Source organism: Lactobacillus sp. X-49 (assembly GCF_057063645.1).
Genome location: NZ_JBXSQM010000002.1, coordinates 131,798 through 155,254, shown reverse-complemented (window position 1 = coordinate 155,254; position 23,457 = coordinate 131,798). Strand labels below are relative to the sequence as shown.

The 23,457-nt window shown below is 34.6% G+C and carries 18 protein-coding genes and 1 other RNA gene; 5 read left to right on the top strand and 14 right to left on the bottom strand.

Features of this window, described 5'->3' with window-relative positions; translation table 11 throughout:
- Nucleotides 1-184 precede the first annotated feature (184 nt).
- From ACYIAQ_RS02150 to ACYIAQ_RS02140, 3 genes are all read right to left on the bottom strand, one after another.
- Nucleotides 185-1,165, bottom strand: a complete 981-nt coding sequence (locus ACYIAQ_RS02150; RefSeq protein WP_483562422.1) for an alpha/beta hydrolase — start codon at nt 1,163-1,165, stop codon at nt 185-187.
- Between the two features lie 36 nt (nt 1,166-1,201).
- Nucleotides 1,202-2,395: an MFS transporter gene (locus tag ACYIAQ_RS02145; RefSeq protein WP_483562421.1), complete on the bottom strand. Its 1,194-nt coding sequence runs from the start codon at nt 2,393-2,395 to the stop codon at nt 1,202-1,204.
- Nucleotides 2,396-2,562: 167 nt separating this feature from the next.
- Nucleotides 2,563-3,573 (bottom strand): AraC family transcriptional regulator, encoded by a 1,011-nt coding sequence (locus ACYIAQ_RS02140; RefSeq protein WP_483562420.1) that lies wholly within the window; start codon nt 3,571-3,573, stop codon nt 2,563-2,565.
- A 179-nt stretch (nt 3,574-3,752) separates the two neighbouring features.
- On the opposite strand from ACYIAQ_RS02140, the gene ACYIAQ_RS02135 reads away from it, so the two are divergent.
- Genes ACYIAQ_RS02135 through pgmB form a run of 3 tightly spaced genes read left to right on the top strand, consistent with a single transcriptional unit; the run spans nt 3,753 to nt 8,931 of the window.
- Nucleotides 3,753-5,456 (top strand): glycoside hydrolase family 3 protein, encoded by a 1,704-nt coding sequence (locus ACYIAQ_RS02135; RefSeq protein WP_483562419.1) that lies wholly within the window; start codon nt 3,753-3,755, stop codon nt 5,454-5,456.
- 18 nt (nt 5,457-5,474) lie between these two features.
- Nucleotides 5,475-8,291, top strand: a complete 2,817-nt coding sequence (locus tag ACYIAQ_RS02130) for an alpha-L-rhamnosidase (RefSeq protein ID WP_483562434.1) — start codon at nt 5,475-5,477, stop codon at nt 8,289-8,291.
- Entirely contained in the window at nt 8,272-8,931 is a 660-nt protein-coding gene (pgmB, locus tag ACYIAQ_RS02125; protein ID WP_483562418.1) for a beta-phosphoglucomutase, read from the top strand. The genes ACYIAQ_RS02130 and pgmB overlap by 20 nt, the downstream gene beginning before the upstream one ends.
- 145 nt (nt 8,932-9,076) lie before the next feature.
- On the opposite strand, the gene ACYIAQ_RS02120 is transcribed toward pgmB, so the two are convergent.
- The 4 genes from ACYIAQ_RS02120 to ACYIAQ_RS02105 form a co-directional block, all read right to left on the bottom strand.
- Entirely contained in the window at nt 9,077-10,162 is a 1,086-nt protein-coding gene (locus tag ACYIAQ_RS02120; protein ID WP_483562417.1) for a PTS sugar transporter subunit IIC, read from the bottom strand.
- Nucleotides 10,163-10,351: 189 nt separating this feature from the next.
- Nucleotides 10,352-11,737 (bottom strand): MFS transporter, encoded by a 1,386-nt coding sequence (locus ACYIAQ_RS02115; protein ID WP_483562416.1) that lies wholly within the window; start codon nt 11,735-11,737, stop codon nt 10,352-10,354.
- A 109-nt stretch (nt 11,738-11,846) separates the two neighbouring features.
- Nucleotides 11,847-13,196, bottom strand: coding sequence for a glucose-6-phosphate isomerase (locus tag ACYIAQ_RS02110; RefSeq protein WP_122018024.1), 1,350 nt, complete (start codon nt 13,194-13,196; stop codon nt 11,847-11,849).
- A gap of 80 nt (nt 13,197-13,276) precedes the next feature.
- Nucleotides 13,277-13,900 (bottom strand): VanZ family protein, encoded by a 624-nt coding sequence (locus tag ACYIAQ_RS02105; RefSeq protein WP_483562415.1) that lies wholly within the window; start codon nt 13,898-13,900, stop codon nt 13,277-13,279.
- Nucleotides 13,901-14,043: 143 nt separating this feature from the next.
- On the opposite strand from ACYIAQ_RS02105, the gene ACYIAQ_RS02100 reads away from it, so the two are divergent.
- Nucleotides 14,044-16,239 (top strand): LTA synthase family protein, encoded by a 2,196-nt coding sequence (locus tag ACYIAQ_RS02100; RefSeq protein WP_483562414.1) that lies wholly within the window; start codon nt 14,044-14,046, stop codon nt 16,237-16,239.
- 122 nt (nt 16,240-16,361) lie between these two features.
- Here the strand turns inward: ACYIAQ_RS02100 and ACYIAQ_RS02095 are convergent, their stop codons facing one another.
- Genes ACYIAQ_RS02095 through manA form a run of 4 tightly spaced genes read right to left on the bottom strand, consistent with a single transcriptional unit; the run spans nt 16,362 to nt 19,941 of the window.
- A complete protein-coding gene (locus ACYIAQ_RS02095) occupies nt 16,362-17,816 on the bottom strand; it encodes a sensor histidine kinase (protein WP_483562413.1) in 1,455 nt (484 codons plus the stop codon).
- Nucleotides 17,813-18,559, bottom strand: a complete 747-nt coding sequence (locus ACYIAQ_RS02090) for a response regulator (RefSeq protein ID WP_483562412.1) — start codon at nt 18,557-18,559, stop codon at nt 17,813-17,815. The genes ACYIAQ_RS02095 and ACYIAQ_RS02090 overlap by 4 nt, the downstream gene beginning before the upstream one ends.
- Complete coding sequence (locus ACYIAQ_RS02085; protein WP_122022813.1) at nt 18,556-18,951, bottom strand: SdpI family protein; 396 nt, start codon at nt 18,949-18,951, stop codon at nt 18,556-18,558. The genes ACYIAQ_RS02090 and ACYIAQ_RS02085 overlap by 4 nt, the downstream gene beginning before the upstream one ends.
- A 21-nt stretch (nt 18,952-18,972) precedes the next feature.
- Complete coding sequence (gene manA / locus ACYIAQ_RS02080; RefSeq protein ID WP_483562411.1) at nt 18,973-19,941, bottom strand: mannose-6-phosphate isomerase, class I; 969 nt, start codon at nt 19,939-19,941, stop codon at nt 18,973-18,975.
- Nucleotides 19,942-20,541: 600 nt separating this feature from the next.
- On the opposite strand from manA, the gene ssrA reads away from it, so the two are divergent.
- Nucleotides 20,542-20,907, top strand: a transfer-messenger RNA (tmRNA) gene (ssrA, locus tag ACYIAQ_RS02075).
- Nucleotides 20,908-21,253: 346 nt separating this feature from the next.
- Here the strand turns inward: ssrA and ACYIAQ_RS02070 are convergent.
- The 3 genes from ACYIAQ_RS02070 to ACYIAQ_RS02060 form a co-directional block, all read right to left on the bottom strand.
- Nucleotides 21,254-21,757, bottom strand: a complete 504-nt coding sequence (locus ACYIAQ_RS02070) for a hypothetical protein (protein ID WP_483562410.1) — start codon at nt 21,755-21,757, stop codon at nt 21,254-21,256.
- A gap of 147 nt (nt 21,758-21,904) precedes the next feature.
- Nucleotides 21,905-23,014 carry a GH25 family lysozyme gene (locus tag ACYIAQ_RS02065; protein ID WP_483562409.1) on the bottom strand — a complete coding sequence of 370 codons (1,110 nt, stop codon included), beginning with the start codon at nt 23,012-23,014 and terminating at the stop codon, nt 21,905-21,907.
- Entirely contained in the window at nt 22,995-23,435 is a 441-nt protein-coding gene (locus ACYIAQ_RS02060; protein ID WP_483562408.1) for a phage holin, LLH family, read from the bottom strand. The genes ACYIAQ_RS02065 and ACYIAQ_RS02060 overlap by 20 nt, the downstream gene beginning before the upstream one ends.
- Nucleotides 23,436-23,457: the final 22 nt, after the last annotated feature.

Here is a 23,457-nt window from a genome sequence, read left to right as displayed (position 1 = left end):
TACTGCACTGATTAATGCGATTACATTAGTAATTTAAGTATATGAGTTAAATTTTTTCTCTACATATAGCGAAAAGCCAGGAAAAGCATGTCGTTTTCACAGCTTTTTACCAACATTTTTTCCGTTGCTTTTGCAAATAATTCTAAAAGTAAACAAAAAATCAGATCATGACGATCTGATTTACTTAATTTTTAGCATTGCCTTCTTCCTCGTCCTTCATTTCCTCAAAAGGACTCTTTGCGGGCAAGTCTAAGGCAAAGCGTTTTTCTAACCATTTTGTACATAGAGTTGTCCATTGGCCAACAATTGGTTTAATTTGTGACTTGGAATCAGCCACAGCTTGCGTTGCCAAGCTTAAGCCATGAGTTCCCTCTCCGAAAACGTGAATTTCATACGGAATATTATTTTCTGCTAAGTAGGATGCCATATGTAATGAATTAAGTGGAAAAATTAATGGATCAGCTGCTGTTGTCCAAATAAAGAATGGCGGTGTTTCACTATCAACGTGATCAACTGGACTGATTTCAGTTTCCAATTCTTTATCTGGAAATTCAACACCAGCATAAGCCACGTTAGAAGCTTTCATAAAGGCATATTCGCCAAGCGAATCTTTCTTAGCGCGCAATTGCTGGTCTAACAAATGATAGTCAGTAAGAGAGTAGCCAATAATCGCAAATGCTGGTCGCAATTGTTGACTACTTGCATTCAAGTAATCAGTTAATACAGTCTCATTGTACCTAGTAGCATATAGCGATGCAACATGACCACCAGCTGAAAAGCCGCACACACCTATTTGATCAGGTTTGACATGCCATTTTTCAGCATTTCTTTTAATTAAAAGCATCGCTTGCCCTAATTGCCGAATTTGCTTAGGATATATTGTTTCCTTTTTTAACGGCAAGGGCTTTGATAAATCAGGCATTTCTAAACCATGACTAAAGTAAGTTGAATAACGCAGTACAAAACTATGATAACCCATTGATGCAAAATACATAGCGACAGGTTCTGCTTCACGATCAGTACAGCTAAAGAAACCTCCGCCAGGACAGATAATAATTGCTGGTCTTGGCTTGCCATTTAGTGTTTCTGGTGAGTCATCCAAAACATAGGTAGTCAAAGTATCATTAGGGTTATCTTCATCTAAACTATATTGTTCAATCTTCATAATACTTCCCTGAATCTTTTATTCCCTATTTAAAAATTATTTGTTTTTACTTTGTTCTTTTTCAACTCTAGAACCAAAACGAGTAATAAATAATAATGCAGCAGTTACTACAGAAATAACTATTCCGGCAATATATGAATCACGTCCTGGTGCAATTTTGACAGCTGCTAATAACATCGGCACAATCATACCAGCAATTGAACCTAACAAAGTGTTGATTGAAATTGCTAATGGAAATTGCTTTTGGTCTGTTAAAATTGACATTTCAAACGGTGCAGTAGCGTTAACTAAGACGATTCCCATTCCTGAAAAGGCATTACCAATGATATGCATTACAATATTTGATGAAAAGATAATACAAATAAATGAAAGTGCAAAGGCAATAAAGCCCCAAGCAATTGTATCTTTCTTAGTGAACTTTCTAATGTAAGTTAAGAATGTCGCGGTAATAATGCCACCTACATTACCTAAAGCAGTTACCATGGCAACATAAGCAGTTCCTTTTCCTTGCGCAGCCAAAACAATTGATTGGTTAGACAAGAATGTCATCATTGCTAAAGAAAGCATGAAGTTAACTAGATATAAAACATATACTAGGTTGTTCATTTGCTTTAACAAAGTCCAAAAGCTTTCTTTCTTGCCACCCTCTTTATTTTTATCTGTATTTTGCAATTTAGTATCTTGTGGAATTAAGATAAATGCCAATATGAAAACAACTAGAGCTAATGCATAAACCCAGAAAAGATTTCTCCAATTGGTACTACCTAAAAAACCACCTAAAGCCGTAAAAACCATCATCCCAATATTAGTTACACCAGTTGCCCAGCCCATTGCTGTAGCTCTTGCTTCACCTTCAAAGTTTTCCTGCAATAATACGGGAACAACATTAGTAATTGTACCTGTCCCAAAACCAACTAAAACCATACAAGCTAGGATTAAGTTTAAGCTGTTACTATAGATTGCTGGTAAAACGCCGGCAATTCCGACAACAGCAACTGCTAAAAGTCCTAAATTCTTTCTGGTCATCTTAAAAGTTAAATATGCAAATAATGCCGTAGCAATAATTTGACCTAATTGTGGGATAGAGCCAATTAACTGTACCTTAGAAATAGGCTCCTTAGAAAATGACTTAGCAATTGCCGCAATAGCGGAGGTTACTGCTGTTGCCAACATTAGCAATAGGTTCATACTTAAAATACCTATTGCTTTAGATATTTGTTTTTTATTCATTGATTCTTCTCCTTACTTGGTTTCGCTTTCAAATTTCATTTAAAAGTATATTATCCATAAGGAGTAGTGACCATATTCAAAAAACAGAGAAACTATATCCATTTCCCAGTTTTTAATGAATAACAAAAAATAAAAATGACCAGTAAGTTGCCTTACTAGTCATATTTTTAACTATTTTTTTGACGGTATTCAGCTGGTGAAATCCCAAAATACTTTTTGAAAATTTTATAAAAATACGAAGGATTTTCGTAACCTACCCTAGTAGCAATCCTTTCAATTGGCGCTGTCGTATAAGTTAGATATTCGGCTGCAACATTGATTCGTTGCAAATGCACTAATTGGATAAAGGTCTTACCGGTATGCTTTTTTAGATAGTCCGATAAATAATTCTGATTAAAGCCAAAGTGGGTGGCCATTTTTTGCAATGTAATGTTACTGTAGTGTTTTTCAATATATAAAAGAAGTGATAGTAAGTTATTGTTTTTCTTTCGAAAATCTTTTACCTTGATTTCAGCGTTAGCTGCTTGCCTAATTAATAGCGAAAACAACGTTAACATTTCCAACCGAATCAACTGATCGGACTGGATATCAGGGTGATAGTATTCTGAAATAATATCATAGATTAAATTAGTAATTTTAGCATCATGGTTAACTTCAAATAGACTATAACGACCCTCACCATATTCCTCATTGGATAAAAGTGAAAATAATATATTAGAAATGTTAGAGCCATTTTCGCGATGGTTTAAATAGTCAAGCTCGTTTAAAGAAAAAGCTGAACTTCGTAATGCAATATTAACAACCACTCCTTTTTTACTAATTGGCTTAACTTTATGAATAGTTCTGTTTCCCATAAAAATCAAGTTATTTTGTTTAACTATAATTTCGGAATGCTCTAAAACCACCACACAATCTTCAATTAGTGGGATCATTATTTCAACATAATCATGAATATGATATGGAATAAAAGAATTAGTCGGTTGTACTGCAATCGAAATAGAACTGCTATTAAGTGTTAGATCATCCGAATAAGTATCAAAGAAACGGTAGATTGGTTCATTCTCGATTTGTCCAACTTTTTTTGTCAGATTACCGTTTTTTTCAACCGTAGCAAGAACATCTGACCAATTTCGAGGTGAATTATTTTTTCGTAATAGGCGCAATACTTCTTCTTTCAAAATGCTTACTCCTTTCTTTCGTTGGTAGTGTGCTGTTTATTTAAACTTTACTCTCTGTTTCAAAATAAAATCTGTGAAATCAACACAATATTTATGATTTTTGGCAATAGCAGAACCGCTAACACTAGATTAAAATAAATCTTAAATCAATTTATATTTATAGCACACGGAGGAAAAATATGACAGACCTATCTAAAAAACCTTATAACTTGTCTGCTGCGCAAATTGACTTTGTTAAGCAAAAAGTAGCAAGCATGTCAACCGATGCCAAAATTGGTCAACTTTTCTTTGTCATCGGCGAAGACGAAGAAAACACGGACTTGAAAGCATTTGTCGAAAAATATCAACCAGGTGGAATTATGTACCGTCCTGATGATGCCAAAAAACTGCAACACGAAATTGCAACTTCACAAAAAGCAAGTGACATTCCATTTTTAATTGCAGCTAATCTTGAAGCCGGCGGTAATGGACTTGTAAATGGTGGTACATGGTTTGGCCGCCCATTGCAGATTGCTGCAACCGATAACGCTCAAAACGCTTATAATTTAGGAGATGTCTCCGGTTACGAAGCAAAACAAGTTGGTGGCAACATGTCATTTGCACCAATCGTCGACTTGGACCAAAACTTTCGTAATCCAATTATGAATGTCCGAACTTATGGCAGTAATAAAGAACGAGTAATTAGAATGTCTGACGCTCAAATTGCCGGACTAAATGCTAACCACGTTATTCCTGTTGCCAAACACTTCCCTGGTGATGGTGTCGATGAACGTGACCAGCACTTATTAAGTTCGATTAATTCGCTTTCCGCTGATGAATGGATGAAATCCTACGGAGAAATTTATCACCACTTAATTGATAATGGTTTGCCAAGTATCATGATTGCTCATATTATGCAGCCTGCTTGGGAACGCCGACTTGAGCCAGGAATTGAAGATAAAGATTTAAGACCTGCTTCAACTTCTAAGCTTTTAATTAACGGCTTACTTCGAAAAGTTTTGAACTTCAACGGCTTAACCATTACTGATGCAACGCCAATGATTGGTTATAACGCAATAATGAAACGGTCAGAAGCCTTACCTGCAACAATCAATGCCGGTATTGACATGATTCTCTTTAATAAAGACATTGACGAAGATTATCAATTTATTACTGATGCCGTAGCTAACGGAACCATTCCAATGTCACGCGTTGATGAAGCTGTTACTAGAATTATCGCAACTAAGGTAGCACAAGGCGTGATGAATACCGCAGGTGAACTTTGTGAACCTTCATCAAGTAATTTTGATTTAAAGCTGGCAGAACATGAAAAGCTTGCTGCTAAGGTTGCTGAAGAATCAGTTACTCTTGTTAAGGATCGTGATCAATTACTGCCAATATCACCGAAGAAATATCCACGAGTTCGGCTTGTCGTTTTAGGTGATACAGATGATGGTGGCTTTAAAGAGGGCGGTAAAGTAACAGCCAAATTTAAAGAAAAACTTGAAGAAAAAGGATTCCAGGTTTCCGTCTTTGATCGAAAGCACTTAGATTTCCAAGAAGTTTTTGAAGGTGGCGTCCAATTTGAAAAGGATCGCTTTGACCTTGCCTTTTACGTTGCCAACGTTGAAACTGCAAGTAACCAAACTACCACTAGATTAGATTGGATTCACTTGATGGCCGCAGATGCACCATGGTTCATGAAGGACATCCCAACTGTCTTTGTTTCCACTTGCAATCCTTACCACCTCTTTGATATTCCGATGGTTTCAACTTACGTTAATGCTTATACTGGCAACGATGTTACTATTGATGCCTTATTGAAGAAAATGATGGGTCAAGAAAAATTTCTCGGTAAAAACCCAGTAGATCCTTTCTGCGGTCGTTTCGATACCCGTCTATAGAAAGAGAGTAAAATAATGATTGAAATTAATCAGATTACAATTAATCATATGACCGAGCCACTTGGTTATGATTTAGATAATCATTTACGGGTTGAATTTAATCTTACTAGTTCTGCCGCTATGCAAAACACAAAGAAAAAAATCGTTGTTAAAGCTGATAAAGAAATTTACGATTCAGACTGGCAAGATTATAATAATAACTTTTTTGATTTTGCGATTAACTTGCAGCCTAGAACGCGCTACGAATTAACCGTTTCTGTAAAAAATGATAACGATGAAAGCAGTAAAAATAGTTTCTTTGAAACGGGTAAAATGGCTGAGCCATTCACGGCAAATTGGATTGGCAATTCTAATAAAGATCTTCAAAATACTTTGCTTGCAAAGAACTTTGCGTTAAAAAAGCCGGTAAAAAGTGCTCGTCTTTACATTACTGGCCTGGGAGTTTATGAAGTCTATTTGAATAAGGAAAAGGTTGGCAATGAAATATTGGCCCCAGGTGTAACCGCCTATGACCAATTGGTTCAAGTGCAAACTTATGACGTAACTAGACTTCTCCAAAAATCCTCTGACCAAGAATTACTGATTTCTCTTGGTGATGGTTGGTATAAAGGCAACTTTGGTTTTGATGGCGGACAAGACAATATCTACGGCAATCGCCAAATGGCTATTGCCGAATTACATGTTCAATACGCTGATAATTCAACGGAAACAATTTCAAGTGATACTTCCTGGAAAACTACTTCAGGTAAAATCACTAAGTCGGCTATCTATTACGGTGAAGATTATGATGATACTCATGTAATAGCTGACTGGCAGCCAGTAACCGTACTTGATTATTCCAAGGAAATTCTACATGATCGTTTGAGTTTGCCTCTTAAGGTCAATGAATATCTTCCAGTTAAAGAAATAATTACGACACCTGCTGGTGAAACGGTCTTAGATTTTGGCCAAAATCATGCTGGATGGCCAGAATTCTTTAACCGTGAAAATACCGGCACTACGCTTAAATTACAGGTTGGCGAAATCCTGCAAAATGGTAATTTTTACCGTGACAATTTAAGAGAGGCTCGGGCAGCATTTCACTACACTTCAAATGGTGATCAAAAATGGGTTCGTCCCCACTTCACTTATTACGGCTACCGCTATGTCAAAGTTACCGGCAATACTAAACCACTAACTAAGAAAGATTTTAGATCAGCGGTGATCTATTCAGACATGAAAACTACCGGGGCCATTAAGACAGATAATACCAAGGTTAATCGCCTGTTAGCTAACGTAATGTGGAGTCAAAAAAGCAACTTCTTTGACGTTCCAACAGATTGTCCACAGCGTGATGAACGCCTCGGTTGGTCTGGGGATGCGGACATTTTTTCAGGCACTGCCATCTTGAATATGGACACATACGCATTCTTTAAGAAGTATGCCCGTGACATGCAAATCGAGCAAAATAATCATGATGGAATGCTTACCATGTATGCCCCAGCAATGGGTAACGACAGTGGTGGAGCCGCTATTTGGGGCGATGCTGCGACTGTCATTCCGTGGACAGTTTATGAAGCATACGGTGATCCAGCAATTTTAAGGCAAAACTATTCTAGTATGAAAGCTTGGGTTGACTGGATTAGTCAATCAACCTCAAAGCCAAATCTTTGGACAGGTTGCTTCCAATTTGGTGATTGGCTATCACTTGATGGTGAAAATCCGGCAATGCCTACTGGTAAAACTGATGAAGACTTCATTGCCTCCGTTTACTATTACTACTCAAGTTCAATCGTTTCTGCCGCCTCTAAAGTTTTAGGTCATCAAGAAGATGCCCACAAATACGCTAAACAGGCTAAAGCTATCAAGCAGGCTATTAGATCTGAATATATCACGCATAATGGGCGCTTAGCAATCGACACACAAACTGCTTATGCATTAGCACTGCGCTTTAATCTGATCCCTGAAGAACAGAAAAAGCGTGTCGTAAGTGATTTGGTGACGCGCCTTGGCAAAGATAATAATCATCTAAAGACTGGCTTTGTGGGTACCCCATTGATTTGTCAAGTATTGTCAGAAAACGGTGAGCATAAACTGGCTACACAAATTTTCTTAAACGAAGATTTTCCAAGTTGGCTTTATGCCGTTAACCTTGGGGCTACTACCATCTGGGAACGTTGGAACTCAGTTTTACCTGACGGTTCAATGAATCCGGAAGGAATGAATTCATTAAATCATTACTCTATCGGAGCAATCATGCAGTGGGTTTATCAACAAGTTCTTGGACTCCATAAACAACAAAACGGCTATCAAAAAGTTGAGTTTGCGCCACGATTTGATTATCGTCTCAAACATGTTCAAGGCCATTATGAAAGCTCATATGGTGATCTCCAAGTTGAATATCAACTTGAAAAAGACGAAAAGCATACAATTGAAATTAACTTAACTATTCCATTTGGACAAACAGTAACGGTTAAATTGCCTCGAAATAATGGTCAAGTGCAAGTCAATGGCGTTAATGAAAGCTTACCATTGACCCTCACCGGCGGAAAATATACTATTAGCTACCAACCAGTAACTAGTTACATTGAATATTACAATTTGGCAATGCCAGCTAAACAAATTATGGCCGACCAAGAATTAGTTAAAAAATTAGAACCAATCAACGACGTATTTGGCTTTTTGAAAGATCCTAAGAATCTGGAGACTTTTGGTGGCAGTTCTTTAACCGAGATGAACGTAATGCTCCCATTTATCAATATTTCAGATGATGATTTTGCAAAAATCAAAGAAATCATGGTACAAACACCATTAGCAAGTGAAAGGAGGTTCTTAAATGAAAGGCGTACTGTTTGATCTTGACGGCGTAATTGCCGATACATCCGTTTACCACTTTCAGGCATGGCGCAAGTTAATTAAAGATCATTTTAACCGTGATTTGCCTGACGAATTAGAAAAGCAAACTAAAGGAGTTAGTCGTAAGGACTCTTTAACAGCAATCTTAAACTATCTTGATATTAAAGTTAGTGATGAGGATCTTCAAGAAATGACTGACGAAAAAAATAAAGTCTTTCGTAAATTACTTGCCAGCTTAACACCACAAAATATTCTTCCGGGAATATCTGATTTAATCTCCCAATTTAAACAACATGATGTTAAATTATCACTAGCTTCAGCCAGTCTTAATGGCCCTTATATTTTAGAAAAACTGCAATTAAATTCTGTTTTTGATGCAATTGCTGATCCAAGCAAAGTAATGTCTGGAAAACCTGCCCCAGATATTTTTCTAGCAGCTGCATCTGCTATCAATGTAGAGCCCAAAGATTGTGTTGGAATTGAAGATTCGATCGCCGGTATTAAAGCAATAAATAGTGCAGGTACACTTTCTGTTGGCGTTGGCGCCAAAAATGAGCTGGAAGAAGCAAAACTGCTATTTCCAAATACTTCAGCCTTAAACTATAACCAAATAGAAACCGCCTGGGAAAAATTTAATTAGCTTAAGCTCAACTATTTGAAATTAAAAAAATTTAAACAAAAAAGGATTCAACCTCATTCTGATATGATCCCCAAAATTAGGACAAATTTAGGGGAATTATTGTGGCTAAATCCTTTTTACTTTTACGTCAAACTTCAGCGATGCTTTATTCACCTAAATAAGCAAAAACTACCTTTTCATCATAAACTTTAAATAATTTTTCAAATACAAATTGACAAACAACTGCAACAACAGCTGGAATTATAATCCAAACAATAATTGCCATCACAATATTAATACTCAACTTACCAGCATCTAGTGAAGCTAACGGACCAACCAATCCTACTAACCCAAAGCCTGCTGAAGCGGGTGTTCCGCTAACATGGAACAAGGCAACAGGAATTGCAGAAATAATTGCAGTAATCAAAGTTGGTAACAAAATAATTGGATGGCGAAAAAGATTTGGCATCATCATTTTCATTGCTCCTAAAGCAATAGCAATCGTTACACCAGATTTATTCGTATGCCAAGAGTGAACAACTAATACGATGGTGGTAGCAGCAACCCCCATCGCAGCAGCACCAGCAGAAAGACCATTTAATTGAATTGCCATACCAATCGCAACTGTAGAAATTGGCGAAATAATCAAGATTGCAAACATGCAAGCAATTAAAATACACATTAAAATAGGTTGTAAATTTGTGAATGAATTGATAACATCACCTATCCAAGTTGTTATCTTACTAACATATGGTAAAATCAACATACCAATATAGCTAGATCCACCCCCAATTAAAATTGGGGCAGCGACTATTTTGACTGAACCAAAATGCTGACCTACTGCTAACAATAGACCTACTGCAATTGCTGCTGTAATCATTGTATTAATTAAATCGCCAGTACCTGCTGACACAAATAATCCTTGAGTCTTAGTAATTGGATTTACAATTTGAGGAATAAATTTAGTTACTCCTGAACCAACATAAGCAGAAGCTGCAACTATTGCAACATCTAAAGGAATCATTTTAAACTGAATGGCAATTAGAGCACCAATTAGTAATGGGGTAGCACATTGAAACATCAACAATGCATGACCAATTTGAATTGTAATTGGATTTTGACCAAATAATTTTAAAATTGCGCTTATCACAGCGTTAGGAATTAAGCCAACAATGATCCCAGTCGCTGTACCGGATAAAATATTATTGAAAAAATTTTTAACAGTTAGTTTATTATTCCCTGTATTTGCCATAACATACTCCTTTATATTCTGATAAAGATTATCAATTGCATAAAAAATATTAATAATAATTAAGCAATTGTTTATTATTTTATCATAATTGTTAAAAAAGTCTATTACTTATGTATATTTTGATAAAACAAAAAAGAAGTATACTCTATTTCCCTAACTTAATATTTCAATTTTTAGACAACAATAAAATCATTCTTTCTTTTCTAGTTTGAACAGAGTTAGATAGCTCAATAATATTATTACACTAATAATCGCCATTACTACAAAAGCTATTTGAGTACCTTGCGCAGTCAACATCGCATAATTACCCGATTTTTTCTGCCAGGTTGAAACAATCGTAGCCATTACAGTCGTTCCCATTGAACCTGCATATTGCTGACCGGTTTGGAAAACAGCTGTTGCATCAGTATGTAATTCTTCAGGCTGCAATTTCGAGGCTTCAGCCATCGTATTATTAAAAGCCATTTGTCTTCCAATAATCATAATGCCATAAAAAATGCCAACCATTAAAGTTGAAATTTTTAATCCAAAAGCAGCAAACAATACACTTGCCGTAAAACAAAAGATCGTACCAGTTAATAACGGCACTTTAGCACCCTTTCTATCATAAATATCACCAAACCATGGGTTTAGAAGCCCGCTTAAAATACATCCGGGTAAAAGCACTAATCCACCAATAAGCGAATTTTCATGATTAACAATTTGAACATAATTTGGCAATATAAAACTAGTACCAATATTAATGAATTGTAAAAGCAAATATGAAATCATCGCAAAAATGAATGGTTTATTTTTGAAAATCTTAAGATCAATTAACTTTTTATTACTTGTTTGCGAAAGTTTAATAAAAATCACAATTAAAATAGCAACAACTATCATGCTGACCCAGAACCCAGAATCGCCTAAACCATTACTAATTCGATTAAAACCTAGGTTGAAAATCACCATCGCCAAAACGATAATTGCATAGTTTACCCAGTCAAAAGCCGGATGTGTTTTTTCATGATATTGCTCAATCACTGAAATACCTAATAACAAAATAATAAAAGCAAGACCAGCTACTATTTGAAAAATTAAGGGCCAGCCAAAATAATAAACAATTGAACCACCAAATGTCGGCCCTAATGATGGTGCCAAGATAATCACTAGACCAGTTATGCCCATATAAAAACCCCATTTTTCTTGTGGCATTAATTCAACTACAAGATTAAACATTAGTGGAATTGATAGCCCAGCACCAACTGAAGAAATTAAACGTCCCATCAACAAAATCCAAAAATTCGTAGCCATAGAAGCAATGAGTGAGCCACCAATAAAAGTAACTGCTGCTGTTAAAAACAATTGTCGTGCCGAGAAACGTTCATTTAAATATGAACTTGAAACCATAATTATGGCAATCATCAATAAATATCCAGTTGTAGTCCATTGTACTAATCCTAAACCAATGTGAAATTGTTTCATTAATGTTGGAAATGTAACATTAAGACTTGTTTCAGTTAAAATCGAAACGAAAGCCATTAAGGCACAACTAATGATTGCTAACACATGCTTAATTGAATTGCTTTTTTCGTTCATAAATCCTCCTTTGATAATCAAAAAAGAGTAAAAAGTTATCAACTTTTACCCTTTCCATAATTGAATTTACTATAAAATTAAAATGTACAGGATGATTCTGTATCAATAGTTATTTTTTCTCGTTAAAGCGAGCTGAAAGATCATCATGTAATTCTTCATAACCAGGCTTATTTAAAAGACCGAACATATTTCGCTTATATGCCTCAACACCTGGTTGGTTAAATGGATTAATCCCATTTAAATATCCTGAAATCGCAATGGCGAGTTCAAAGAAGTAAATTAAATAGCCTAACGTGTGTTCAGTTTGATCAGGAATATTAACAGTCATCACCGGAACACCACCATCAGTATGAGCTAAAACTACGCCTTCATAAGCGCGTTCATTAACAAAGTTCAAACTCTTGCCAGCCAGGAAGTTTAACTGATCTAAATTACGATCATCTGATGGAATTTCAACATCATTGGCAGGAGTTTCTACACGAATGACTGTTTCGAATAGATTACGTAAACCTTCTTGAATATACTGACCCAAAGAGTGTAAATCAGTTGTAAAATTAGCACTTGCTGGCCAAATCCCCTTATTATCTTTGCCTTCTGATTCACCCATTAATTGCTTACACCATTCACTAAACATTCTCAAAGTTGGTTCATAGTTTTCAACAATTTCAGTAGTATATCCCTTACGATAAAGAATATTACGCAAAGCAGCATACTGGAATGGCGTTGCTTTAGTTAAGTCAGTATCATTGTAATCACTTCTTGCATCTGCAGCACCGTTCATTAATTGATCAATATCTGCACCTGAAACAGCAATTGGTAACAACCCAACAGCTGACAAAACACTATATCGACCACCAATATCATCTGGTACAACAAATTCCTCGTAGCCTTCAGCATCAGCTTCGGTCTTCAATGCACCCTTAGCTCGGTCTGTTGTAGCAAAAATTCTTCTAGTTGCTTCTTCTTGACCATATTTTGCAATTAACTTCTCTTTAAAGATTCTAAAAGCAACAGCTGGTTCAGTTGTTGTACCTGATTTTGAAATGACATTAATGCTAAAATCCTTATCACCAAGCCAAGCAATTAAGTCATGCAAATATGAGCCCGAAAGAGAATTACCACAGAAAACAACTGTTGGATATTTTTCCTTACTTTTGCCATAAAACGCACCGTTTAAAAATTCAATTGCCGCTTGGGCACCAAGATATGAGCCACCAATACCAATACAAACCAAAACTTCTGAATCATTTTGAATTTTTTGGGCAGCTTTTTTAATCCTAGCAAATTCATCTTTATCATAATTAACCGGTAAATCAATCCAACCTAAGAAATCGCTTCCCGCACCAGTACCATCTTTCAATTCCTTACTTGCAGCGTCAACCATTGCCTGCATTTCACTTAACTCATTTTCATGAACAAATGGCTTTAATTTAGTGCTGTCAAATTTAACTAAACTCATAAAATACGCTTCCCTTACTGAATTAAATATTTATTTCACAAGAATATTTTAACAATCTTAAGCTTCAAATACCAGTGTTTTTAAATAGTTTTATAACTTTGCCATACTCGATTTATCAGCTTATAACACAAATATCCACCAGCTGCTCCACAAGCATTAAAGAAAACATCATCAATGTCACTGATACCTGTTGCAAGCAAAAATTGCATACTTTCAATAAATATTGAAAGTAAAACTCCTGCACCAAAAACCTTAGTAAAACTATTATTTTTTAAAAAGACAAATGGCATTAAGAACCCAAATGGAATGAAACAAAGTATATTCCCCAAAGAATTATAAATAAAATCGATTCTACTTTTTGCATAAATCATTTTCCAGGTTTTTTTAAAAAAGATAAGGTTAATGTCACTCAAGGAGCGATTAAAATTAAAGGTGAGCTCCCAAGGAAAATATGTATTACGAAAAGTTGTTAAAGCCAATAATAAAATTAAATAAAAAGCAAATAACCAGACCATGAACTCAGATTTAATAGTTCTACGCTGTTTAATCAATAATAACCAGATTAAACGTAATATAATAAAAAGCAAAAAATAAAAAATTGTTTTATCAAGTGCTAGCATGGTTAGCTTAATCAGAGCAAAATGATTTACCCTAGTAGCTAAAAGTTGAGCAATAAAATTGTATAATGTTCCTAAAAAAATCATGTTTAATCAGTTCCTATAAAATAAAGTTCTTCTAAATTATATCTAAAATCAATTGATCATTTCTTAAAAAATGACTAACAATGCTGAAAAATTTGTCTAAAACTAGATAAACTTTTAAAATAGTCTGATAAGGAGCGTTCACTTTGAAAAAAAAGAATCTGATTAATTTTATTGAAACCCGAACTGGATTTTTTTCCCTCTTAGTCATTTTATTTACAATTAAATATATTTTTGCTGCTTATCATGACTTTAACTTAGGCATTTCGGATCCTTATCAACATATTATTATGTGGCTTAGTCCTGTCGCCACCGCAATTTTATTTATTAGTATTGGATTTTATTTTACTAAACCAATTATCTCATATTGTGTAATGATAATATTAGATATTGCAAATACAGGGCTACTTTTTGCAAATATATTGTATTATCGGCAGTTCTCGGATTTCATTACTGTCAAAACAATTACCAATGCCAGCAAGGTTGCTCCAGGTCTTGGTAAAAGCGCCGTTGCACTTTTGCAACCAACTGATCTATTATTATGGCTAGATTTACTAATTATAATTTTTTTGCTAATTAGTAAAAAAATTATAATTGAAGAAAAAGCATATGGATTACTCACTCCGTTTACAATCACAACTTTTGGCATCTTTATACTAATTTTAAATATCTTTTTAGCAGAATCATCTCGACCAAGACTTTTACGTACCACTTTTGACCGTTCTTATATTGTTAAATACTTGGGAATTGATACTTATACCATTTATGACGGTATTAAAAATGAACAAACAGAACAAGTCAATCGTAATGCCAATACTGCCGATTTAAATAAGATTATGACTTTTACTCGGCAAAACAAATCACCAGCTAATCAAAAATATTTTGGTGTAGCCAAAGGTAAAAATGTAATTATTATTCACCTTGAAAGTTTTCAGCAATTCTTAATTGACTTAAAAGTTAACGGGAAAGAGGTTACACCATTTCTTAATTCAATTTACCACAACCAACATTCTCTTAGTTTTGCTAACTTCTATCATCAGGTAGGAATTGGAAGAACGAGTGATGCAGAAACTATGCTTGAAACCGGGACTTACGGTATCTCTGATGGTTCACTTTTCACGGCTTTAGGTAGCACTAATACTTTTCAAGCTGCTCCACAAATTCTCAGGCAAAAAGGCAATTATACATCCGCAGTTTTTCATGGAAATGTAGGTACCTTTTGGAATAGAGATGATGTGTACAAGAACTTGGGCTATAATTATTTTTTTGATCAAAATTACTTTAGTCATGACAAAAATGACCATATTGGCTATGGATTAAAAGACAAGCTAATGTTTGCTGAAAGCATAAAATATCTGGAACGAATGCAACAACCTTTTTATAGTAAGTTCATCACAGTTACTAACCATACCCCATTTGATATGGATAGTGAAGACTTGGATCCAGATTTTAAAACTGCACAAACCAGTGATAAATCAATTAATAATTACTTTGAAACTGCCCATTATTTAGATCAGGCTGTCCATGAATTCTTTAATTATCTCCAAAAATCTGGTCTTATTAAAAATAGTTTAATAGTAATTTATGGTGATCATTATGGCTTAACTAATTCCGAAAACGAAACTCTTGCTCCAATTGTTGGTGAAAGCTCTGATACATGGAACGTTTACAACAATGTTCAAATGCAGCGCGTACCATTTATGATCTACTCTCCGTCATTAAAAGGAAAGATTAAACAACAAGTAGCCGGTGAAATTGATGTTTTACCAACCCTTCTTCACTTACTTGGAATTTCTAATCGACCTTACCTACAATTTGGTAACGACTTACTATCTTCTAAGTATCAACCCTGGGTAGTTTTCAGAAATGGTACTATTGTTAGTCAAAAATATATTATCGTTGGGAACAAGGGAATACATGGTTTGGTTTACGATCGTAAAACTGGCAAGCAGATTATTAATTTTACCCACCAAGAAGAAGTCGAAATTAAATATCTTGCTCGTCAAGGAAAAAAATCGCTTAAATATTCTGATTTACTTAATAATCACAATTTATTACGCTTTTATACACCTTCAGGTCTTAAACCTGTTAATCCATCTGATTTTGATTATTTAACCAATTTTCAACAAATGGAAGATCTACTCAATAGTCTAAAACGGAAATCAACTGCCCTGATTAGTCAATACCATAAGTCCACCACAGCTTTATACAAAACTAATGCTCCGGAGCTTAAAAAACGACAAGAAGAAATTAAAAAAGTTCCTGACTCTGTTTTAAAAAATCAATTAACTAATAAGAAAAATCAAACTAACGTCAAAAAGAGTAGCAATAATTCTGAATAATCAATTTCACTAAAAGTAAAAACTCAGTTCATCTATTAAATATCCCAAAACGATTAGCTTCAGGATTCATGATGAACTGAGTTTTTACTTTTCTCAATACATATATTCAATTCTTGAAATTATTAGTTTTCGGGAAGATATTGTTCAAATCCCTTGTCAAAAATTGTAATGGTAAACGTAGCACCATTATTTATACTAGATTTGACACTGATTTTACCGCCATGTTGTTTAATTAATGACAAGACTATTGACAAACCTAACCCCGATTCCCCAATACCCAAACGAGTTCTTGAAGGATCTGCCTTAAAGAAGCGTTCGAAAATATATTCCAGTTGCTCTTCATTCATCCCAATTCCAGTATCCTTAACTGTAATTTCAGTACTATGATTTGATCTACGGCCACCAAGTATAATCATGCCATTTTGGGTAAACTGAATTGCATTTTGAACTAAATTAACAATAATTTGCTTGAAACGATCACGATCAGCATAAATCGGCAAATCACTCGGTGCAATAATTTTAAGTTGGTCATTTTCTTCTTTTGCATTACGTTTAAGCTGAAGACATACATCCTCTAATATATTTCGAGCATTAAATTTGGTTTTAACTAAATTAATCTGATTATTTCTAATTTTTTCAAAGTCCAAATTTTCATTGACTAAACGAATTAGGCGTTCAGTTTCACGTCTCATCAATGAAATTGACTTTGGTTTTGCATCTTGGGGAATTGCATCATACTGTAAACCTTCTAAGATACCATTAATTGTAGTAAGCGGCGTCCTCATTTCATGAGCAGCATCAGCCATAAATTGATCACGTCTTTTTTCTTGATTTTTTATTACATCATTTGATTTCTTTAATGCTTGAACCATTCGATTAAAGTTACCTGACAACTGATCAATTTCATCATTGCCCTTATAATCAAGGTGAACATCAAAATCACCCGCAGTAACCTTTTTGGTAGCTTGAGATAAACGTTTGATTTTACTTGAAGCATAATATGATAATCCAAAGCTCAATACTAAACCAACACTGAGAGCTGTAATCAAGGCATTGATAAGATTATGTTTAGACATATTAATTGGCTGCTCTACGTTCTCAATTTTTTCTCCCAACCAAATTGCGCCGATTAGCTTGTCTCCATTCATCCAAGGTAATAAAACTCCAGTATAAGATTTTTTCGTATGGCCAATGTAAGTATGCGTATCATTATTATTCTTTATCCTAATTTCTTGTCCTTGCTTTAGAATTGCAAAAACATCACTTGCTAAATGCAAATTTTTTCCTGCTTCAGGATAAACCTGATCTCCGTGAGCATTAAAAACCCTTAGATAAAGATCATCACTGTGCAAAACAAACTGTAACTGCGATAAAAACTCTGAATTAAGGATTAGTGTGCCACTTTTTTGATCAGTTATAGCTAATGAGCCTAAAGCAGACGCATAATCTTCCATTCTCTGATAATTTTGAGAATATGATTGATTAGTCACATAAGTTATCTCTGAACAACCAATAATCGTTATCGTTGTCAAAATGATTAACAGAAAGTTAAGCATATACTGATATATTAGCTTCATTTTTGATCCTGTGTGTCATCAAACTTATAACCTACACCCCAAACAGTCTGAATAACATTAGCCCCTACTTTTTCAAGCTTTTGCCTGAGCTTTTTAATATGGGCATCAACAGTCCGCTCTTCACCAAAATAGTCATAACCCCAAATCATTTCGAGCAATTGATTGCGTGAAAAAACTTGCTTCGGTTTTTTGGTCATTGTATAGAGCATTTCAAATTCTTTGGGTGTAATATTTTCAACTACTTTTTCATCAAATAACACTTCTCGTCTAGCCTTAGAAATTTTAATATGGTTAGTAACAATGTCATAAGTATCTACATTATAATTTTCAAGATTTTTATCTAATTTTATCAGTTCTTGGTTGTCTTCTATTGAAACTCGACGTTGCAAAGCCTTAATTCGTGCAATTAGTGCTAATGGGCTGAATGGTTTAGAAATGTAATCATCAGCTCCTTCATCCAACCCCAAAATTTGGTCTGTCTCACTATTTCGTGCGGTTAACATGATAATAGGAATTTTCGCCGAAATTACTCGAATTTCCTTAACTACTTGAATTCCATCCTTTTTAGGTAAGTTAAGATCTAAGGTAATTAAATCATATCGATCCGGATGTTTCTTAAACATTTCAACAGCTTGTATACCATCAGTAGCGACACTACTAATCCAGTCTTCTTTTGCAAAAAACATTTTCATCATTTCTGCAACTGAAGTATCATCTTCAATTATTAAAATTCTTAGTTTCATTTTCGATTTTTAAATCCTTTAGTTCTACCTTGACGTACATCGTCAGGATCAATATAATCTGCAGGTAGTTCATGACGGTCAAGAAGAAATTTCTTTAGGCTCTTTTCAGTTGCCATAATTGGAAATATCAAGAATAAATAGAATGTTAATAACCATAAGAAAAAATATTTATCCCAATTTAAAAGTCGAATTCCAACCCCTAGTGATAATTGAATTAACCCGAAAAAAATAAAATTCAGACTTGCACGTACTTGAGCAAAATGAAAACTGTGCTTATTGACTTGTGCTAAATATGAAAAATAGCCATAAAAATGATTAGGGTGTTTGGCAGGATAAACTAACCATAGTAGTCCTACAGTTATTATAATCGAGCCACAAGCAATATAAATCATTTTAACCATCCCTTTTGTAAACTAGTTGTCACTTCCAGGCGCAGAAATCATCATTTTCATCTTTCCAGAGAAAGAAAACTCTTTAATCATATTTGGAATAATAAAATTATCTCCAATAGAAATATTATAAATTTTACTATCTACTTTTATTACCCCTGTTCCTGAAATCACAGTAACTAACATGTACGGATGATTTACAAGACCAGTTTGCCAATCCCCATCGAGTTCTACTTGCCATAAATAAAAATGTGGTGACACAGGCGGTGTGACAAGTGTTTTGATAGTTGCATCTTTTTCTTGTTTTACATTAATATTAAGCTTAGGATCAACATGAGGTACTTTAGTTACGTCAATTGACTTTTGCGTATGCAATTCACGTTTTTTACCTGTTTTTTGATCTATTCGATCATAGTCATAGAGTCGATAAGTGATGTCACTGGACTGTTGCGTTTCAATCACCATAATTCCTTTAGTTAGAGCATGGATAGTTCCCGCCGGAACATAGAAAAAGTCACCAGCCTTAACAGGTACTTTACGTAAAAGTTGATCCCACTCTCCATGGTGGATCATTTCTGCTAATTCATCACGGTTTTTAGCAGTATGACCATAAATTAAGTACGATCCAGGATCAGCTTGTAAAACGTACCAACTTTCAGTCTTACCGCTATCATTTTCAATTTTATGAGCATATGAATCATCTGGATGTACCTGTACCGATAAGTTGTCACAGGCATCAAGAAATTTAACCAATAGTGGAAATTCTGAACTTTTGGGATTGCCAAAAAGTTCAGGATTTTCACGATAAATTTTTCGCAAACTCTGGTTCTTAAATACACCATTAACAGCTACTGAAGCAGCTCCTTTATAACCAGAAATGACCCAGGCCTCACCAACTTTGCCAGCAGGAATATCATAATTAAAAATTTCCTTTAACTTACGTCCACCCCAAATTTTAGGTCTAAAGTAAGGTTTTAAAAAAATAGGTTCCATATTTTATCACCTCTAACTAAGTGTAAACTTTTATCACAAAAATTTAAAACCATTTCTTAATTTTAAAATCAAAAAACTTCTTTCTTAATATTTTGTTCAAAATTTAAAGACTTTTATTTTATCATTTAAGTTGTTATATTTTAGCTTTAATTTAGTTAAGTTGAACATTGATTTTTACTTTGTACAAAAATCCACGTTAGCTATCAACTTATAGTTGTTAGCAATTTTTAAAGAAATATCCTTAGCTTTTATTGGGAACTGTTAGTTTTTACAATCTTGTTTAAACTTAATTATAATAACCAATTATAAAAAAACGAAACTTTATCCTATCCAACTTTATTGTAATATTCAAGTTGTTTTGTTTATTTCGCTCTAATCATTAACTTTAGATTATTGTTTAAACTAACTTGCATATTAAGTAATAATACTATCTAGATATGAGAATAAAAACCGAAACATTGGTATTGGAATAGAAAAGGAAAAGGCAATTACATTATTTTTAACCTTATTCAAAATTAACTCAATATAACTGGTTAACCCTGTACAAAATTACCAAGTGGTCGTATAACATAAACTATGCTATAATATTATTATCAAAAAGGGGATGTTTTGGGATTCGACAGGCGTAGATTCGCATTGACTGCGATCCGTAGGTCACGTCTACGTTAAAACGTCACAGTTTTATAACTGCAAATAAACAAAATTCTTACGCATTAGCTGCCTAATTTAGGCACATGTGTTGCTTCTTACTTGATTACTCACGTCTAGTTTGAAGTATCAACTTAGTGAGTTACGTTTAACTACCTCATCTGAATAGTTAAAAAGAGTCATTTCAGATTAGCTAGTTCATTCTTGCCCTGTTATACGGCGTTTTGAATTAGTGAAATTCAAATAGTATAACTATGTTCGTAGATGTTAGTGACGGAATGCGTTTGGACAGGGGTTCAATTCCCCTCATCTCCATTTTAAAAAGCCCTTAGCTATTATAGCTAAGAGCTTTTTACTTGGCTAAGGTATCCAAAAGGTATCCAAGATGGTAAATTTTAGAATATACAAAAACAAGCCACTCCAGACTAACGTCCAGAGTTAGCCTATTTAAAATGCTAAAAACCCTGTTTTGAGCATTTATCTTGATATTTCTCATATGTAATTGACAAAAAAGCGCTTTTTTAAAGTTTTCATTAGTAAATTTACTTCGTAATTTACAAAAACCGACTTTTTAACAAATTAAAATTAAACATAATTTTACGCATAAAAAGAGGCCACCCAGAATCTAATCTGAGTGGCCTATCAATTTTATTATTATACTTTTTTACCAGTATTTAAAACCTGAATAATGCTGATTCTTTAATTGTCTTGCAAGTTTTAAGGATCTGTACAAATGAAAGGAACTATGAACAGGTTCTCCAAATGCACCAGTTAATACATTATGACCATTAAGTTTCGAAACATTGTAGTGCGTTCCAAAGCCCATCATTGTGTTCCAACCTTTTATAGTAATCCATCTTCTACCATTAACCTGTCCACGATCAAAAATATAAATCCAATTTTTTGTTTTATTGGACATCTTAGAATTTTTGTGTCTGACATGTAAATAACTTACATCTTTGTGACCACCATCATAAGATATGTATTTTTTAGGAGTAATAACAGTTTTATTACCATTTCCACTATACCATGTACCTTGCATTTTCTTTGGAAAAACTGCAGTATTAATCTTTGCATCAACAATTTTGGCATTATTAATTGTGCATGCTGTACTTACTCCCACAGTCACAATTAACGCAACTGCAATTATAAATTTTTTTATTTTCATTTCTTCTCCTTCTTCCTAAAACGGTACCAAATAATTATATTATTATGCTTATAAATAAACAATATATCATCGCAAAAAATAAGCCACCCAGAAATTAATCTGAGTGACTTATAATTTAGAAAAAAAGATAGTTAATAATGTTTTTTCTTAAAATAGCACGTAAGCACGGTTACCCGTCACGTAGACTGTTTTACCTTTATATTTGTCTTTGAGTTCTAGAAAACGGCCTTTACGTCCTACAATATGATAGACCTTATTAGTTGTTAGCTTATAAGCTTTCTTACTATCAGCATTTGGGCTATATAGTGCGTGCGTGTTAGACAGTACAATCTTAACCCGACCACCTATATTGTCATGGGTAGCAATTGGGTTAGATTTTGTTATGCCAGCTCGGCCGTCAACCCATTGGTTCTTGCCAAGCTTAAGCGCACCACCTTTTTCATCTAGAACTTTCCAGACAGATTTGCATTTTAAAGTTTTAATTTTATGTTTCAAATCAGGGCCATCATATAGGTTACAACCATTCTTATTTGTGACCACAAACAAGCGATCAATGTCCCACTTAGCGACAGGGTGTAATGTCATTTCTAAATCGTCTCCTTTCTTGGCAGTAGAAGTACCACTGTCAGTTTTAAGCGTCAGTACACTAATATTGCCGTCAACATGCAAACCTCGATAATTGTCGGTGAATTGCCAAATGGCCACACCGTCCATACTTGGGAAGTAAGCCATGTTGGCAGAATTAACTGCACCAGCAATTGGATAGCTTGCCACCCATAGACAGTTACCGTAAGCCTTAACGATGCTTTTGTAATCAAGTTGATTGCGCATTGTCGATGCTCCGGAATAAAACATTGGTAGATAGCTATTGCTTTTAATCACGGCCATTGCCGCTAACACAGCTGAAGTACTACTTGAGACACCGCAATAGATATTATTACCACTGCCATTTTCCCAATCGACTGCCAGGTAAGTACCCTTGGGCAACCCAAGCTCGACCGCTTTCTTGCATGCAAACTCAGCCTCAGTTTTAGCCTTATCAGAGTTATTAGAGAATGTGGCATAAAAATAGCCCATCGTCATTAGACCATGAGCCTTGCTGGACGCTATTTGCGCTTTTGCTCGAGCATAATTGTAGCCAAGGTAGTTGTATTGCATTAGCTTAATCAGAGTTCCCTTAGAATACGGATAGGCCACATTTTCGCCCTGAAATTCTGAAACATCCGTTAAGTAACTTTTACTTGGCAGTGTTGTCATTGTTATCAGTCCCATCTTCAGTTGGTGTGCTGGCCATTGGATTAACTACCGATTGCTCATCATCGTTATCTTCGGCAAAGCCTTGGATATCATCAATATCAGTTGTTGTGTCGTCCTTTTGCGTTTCTTGATAAGCCTTTTCAATCATTCCTTTAGCCGTTTCAGATGTAATCTTAGTCTTTGATTGCTTAGCCTGAGCTAATAATGCAGCCGTAGCAGCTGCTTTTTTTTCAGCTCCCGTTACATCATCATGCGTTGCTTGCTGTGCCACGATATATTGTGCAACGTCATATAACCACTTCATTTTGTCAGCAATTGCTGGATTGTGTTGCTTAGCGTATGGATAGATTGCTACAATCCCCACCGCAACTAATACAATGTATGGTAAAACAGCATTAGATATAGTAATAAATTGATTCATAATTTTTCCTTTCACAAAAAAA

Excerpts from the sequence above, each read along its gene's own strand:
- ACYIAQ_RS02115 (WP_483562416.1), bottom strand. The coding sequence starts at position 11,737 with ATGAACGAAAAAAGCAATTCAATTAAGCATGTGTTAGCAATCATTAGT.
- ACYIAQ_RS02090 (WP_483562412.1), bottom strand. The coding sequence starts at position 18,559 with ATGAAACTAAGAATTTTAATAATTGAAGATGATACTTCAGTTGCAGAA.
- ACYIAQ_RS02110 (WP_122018024.1), bottom strand. The coding sequence starts at position 13,196 with ATGAGTTTAGTTAAATTTGACAGCACTAAATTAAAGCCATTTGTTCAT.
- ACYIAQ_RS02065 (WP_483562409.1), bottom strand. The coding sequence starts at position 23,014 with ATGACAACACTGCCAAGTAAAAGTTACTTAACGGATGTTTCAGAATTT.
- ACYIAQ_RS02150 (WP_483562422.1), bottom strand. The coding sequence starts at position 1,165 with ATGAAGATTGAACAATATAGTTTAGATGAAGATAACCCTAATGATACT.
- ACYIAQ_RS02105 (WP_483562415.1), bottom strand. The coding sequence starts at position 13,900 with ATGATTTTTTTAGGAACATTATACAATTTTATTGCTCAACTTTTAGCT.
- ACYIAQ_RS02135 (WP_483562419.1), top strand. The coding sequence starts at position 3,753 with ATGACAGACCTATCTAAAAAACCTTATAACTTGTCTGCTGCGCAAATT.
- ACYIAQ_RS02145 (WP_483562421.1), bottom strand. The coding sequence starts at position 2,395 with ATGAATAAAAAACAAATATCTAAAGCAATAGGTATTTTAAGTATGAAC.
- ACYIAQ_RS02095 (WP_483562413.1), bottom strand. The coding sequence starts at position 17,816 with ATGAAGCTAATATATCAGTATATGCTTAACTTTCTGTTAATCATTTTG.
- ACYIAQ_RS02060 (WP_483562408.1), bottom strand. The coding sequence starts at position 23,435 with ATGAATCAATTTATTACTATATCTAATGCTGTTTTACCATACATTGTA.
- ACYIAQ_RS02070 (WP_483562410.1), bottom strand. The coding sequence starts at position 21,757 with ATGAAAATAAAAAAATTTATAATTGCAGTTGCGTTAATTGTGACTGTG.
- ACYIAQ_RS02085 (WP_122022813.1), bottom strand. The coding sequence starts at position 18,951 with ATGATTTATATTGCTTGTGGCTCGATTATAATAACTGTAGGACTACTA.
- ACYIAQ_RS02120 (WP_483562417.1), bottom strand. The coding sequence starts at position 10,162 with ATGGCAAATACAGGGAATAATAAACTAACTGTTAAAAATTTTTTCAAT.
- pgmB (WP_483562418.1), top strand. The coding sequence starts at position 8,272 with ATGAAAGGCGTACTGTTTGATCTTGACGGCGTAATTGCCGATACATCC.
- manA (WP_483562411.1), bottom strand. The coding sequence starts at position 19,941 with ATGGAACCTATTTTTTTAAAACCTTACTTTAGACCTAAAATTTGGGGT.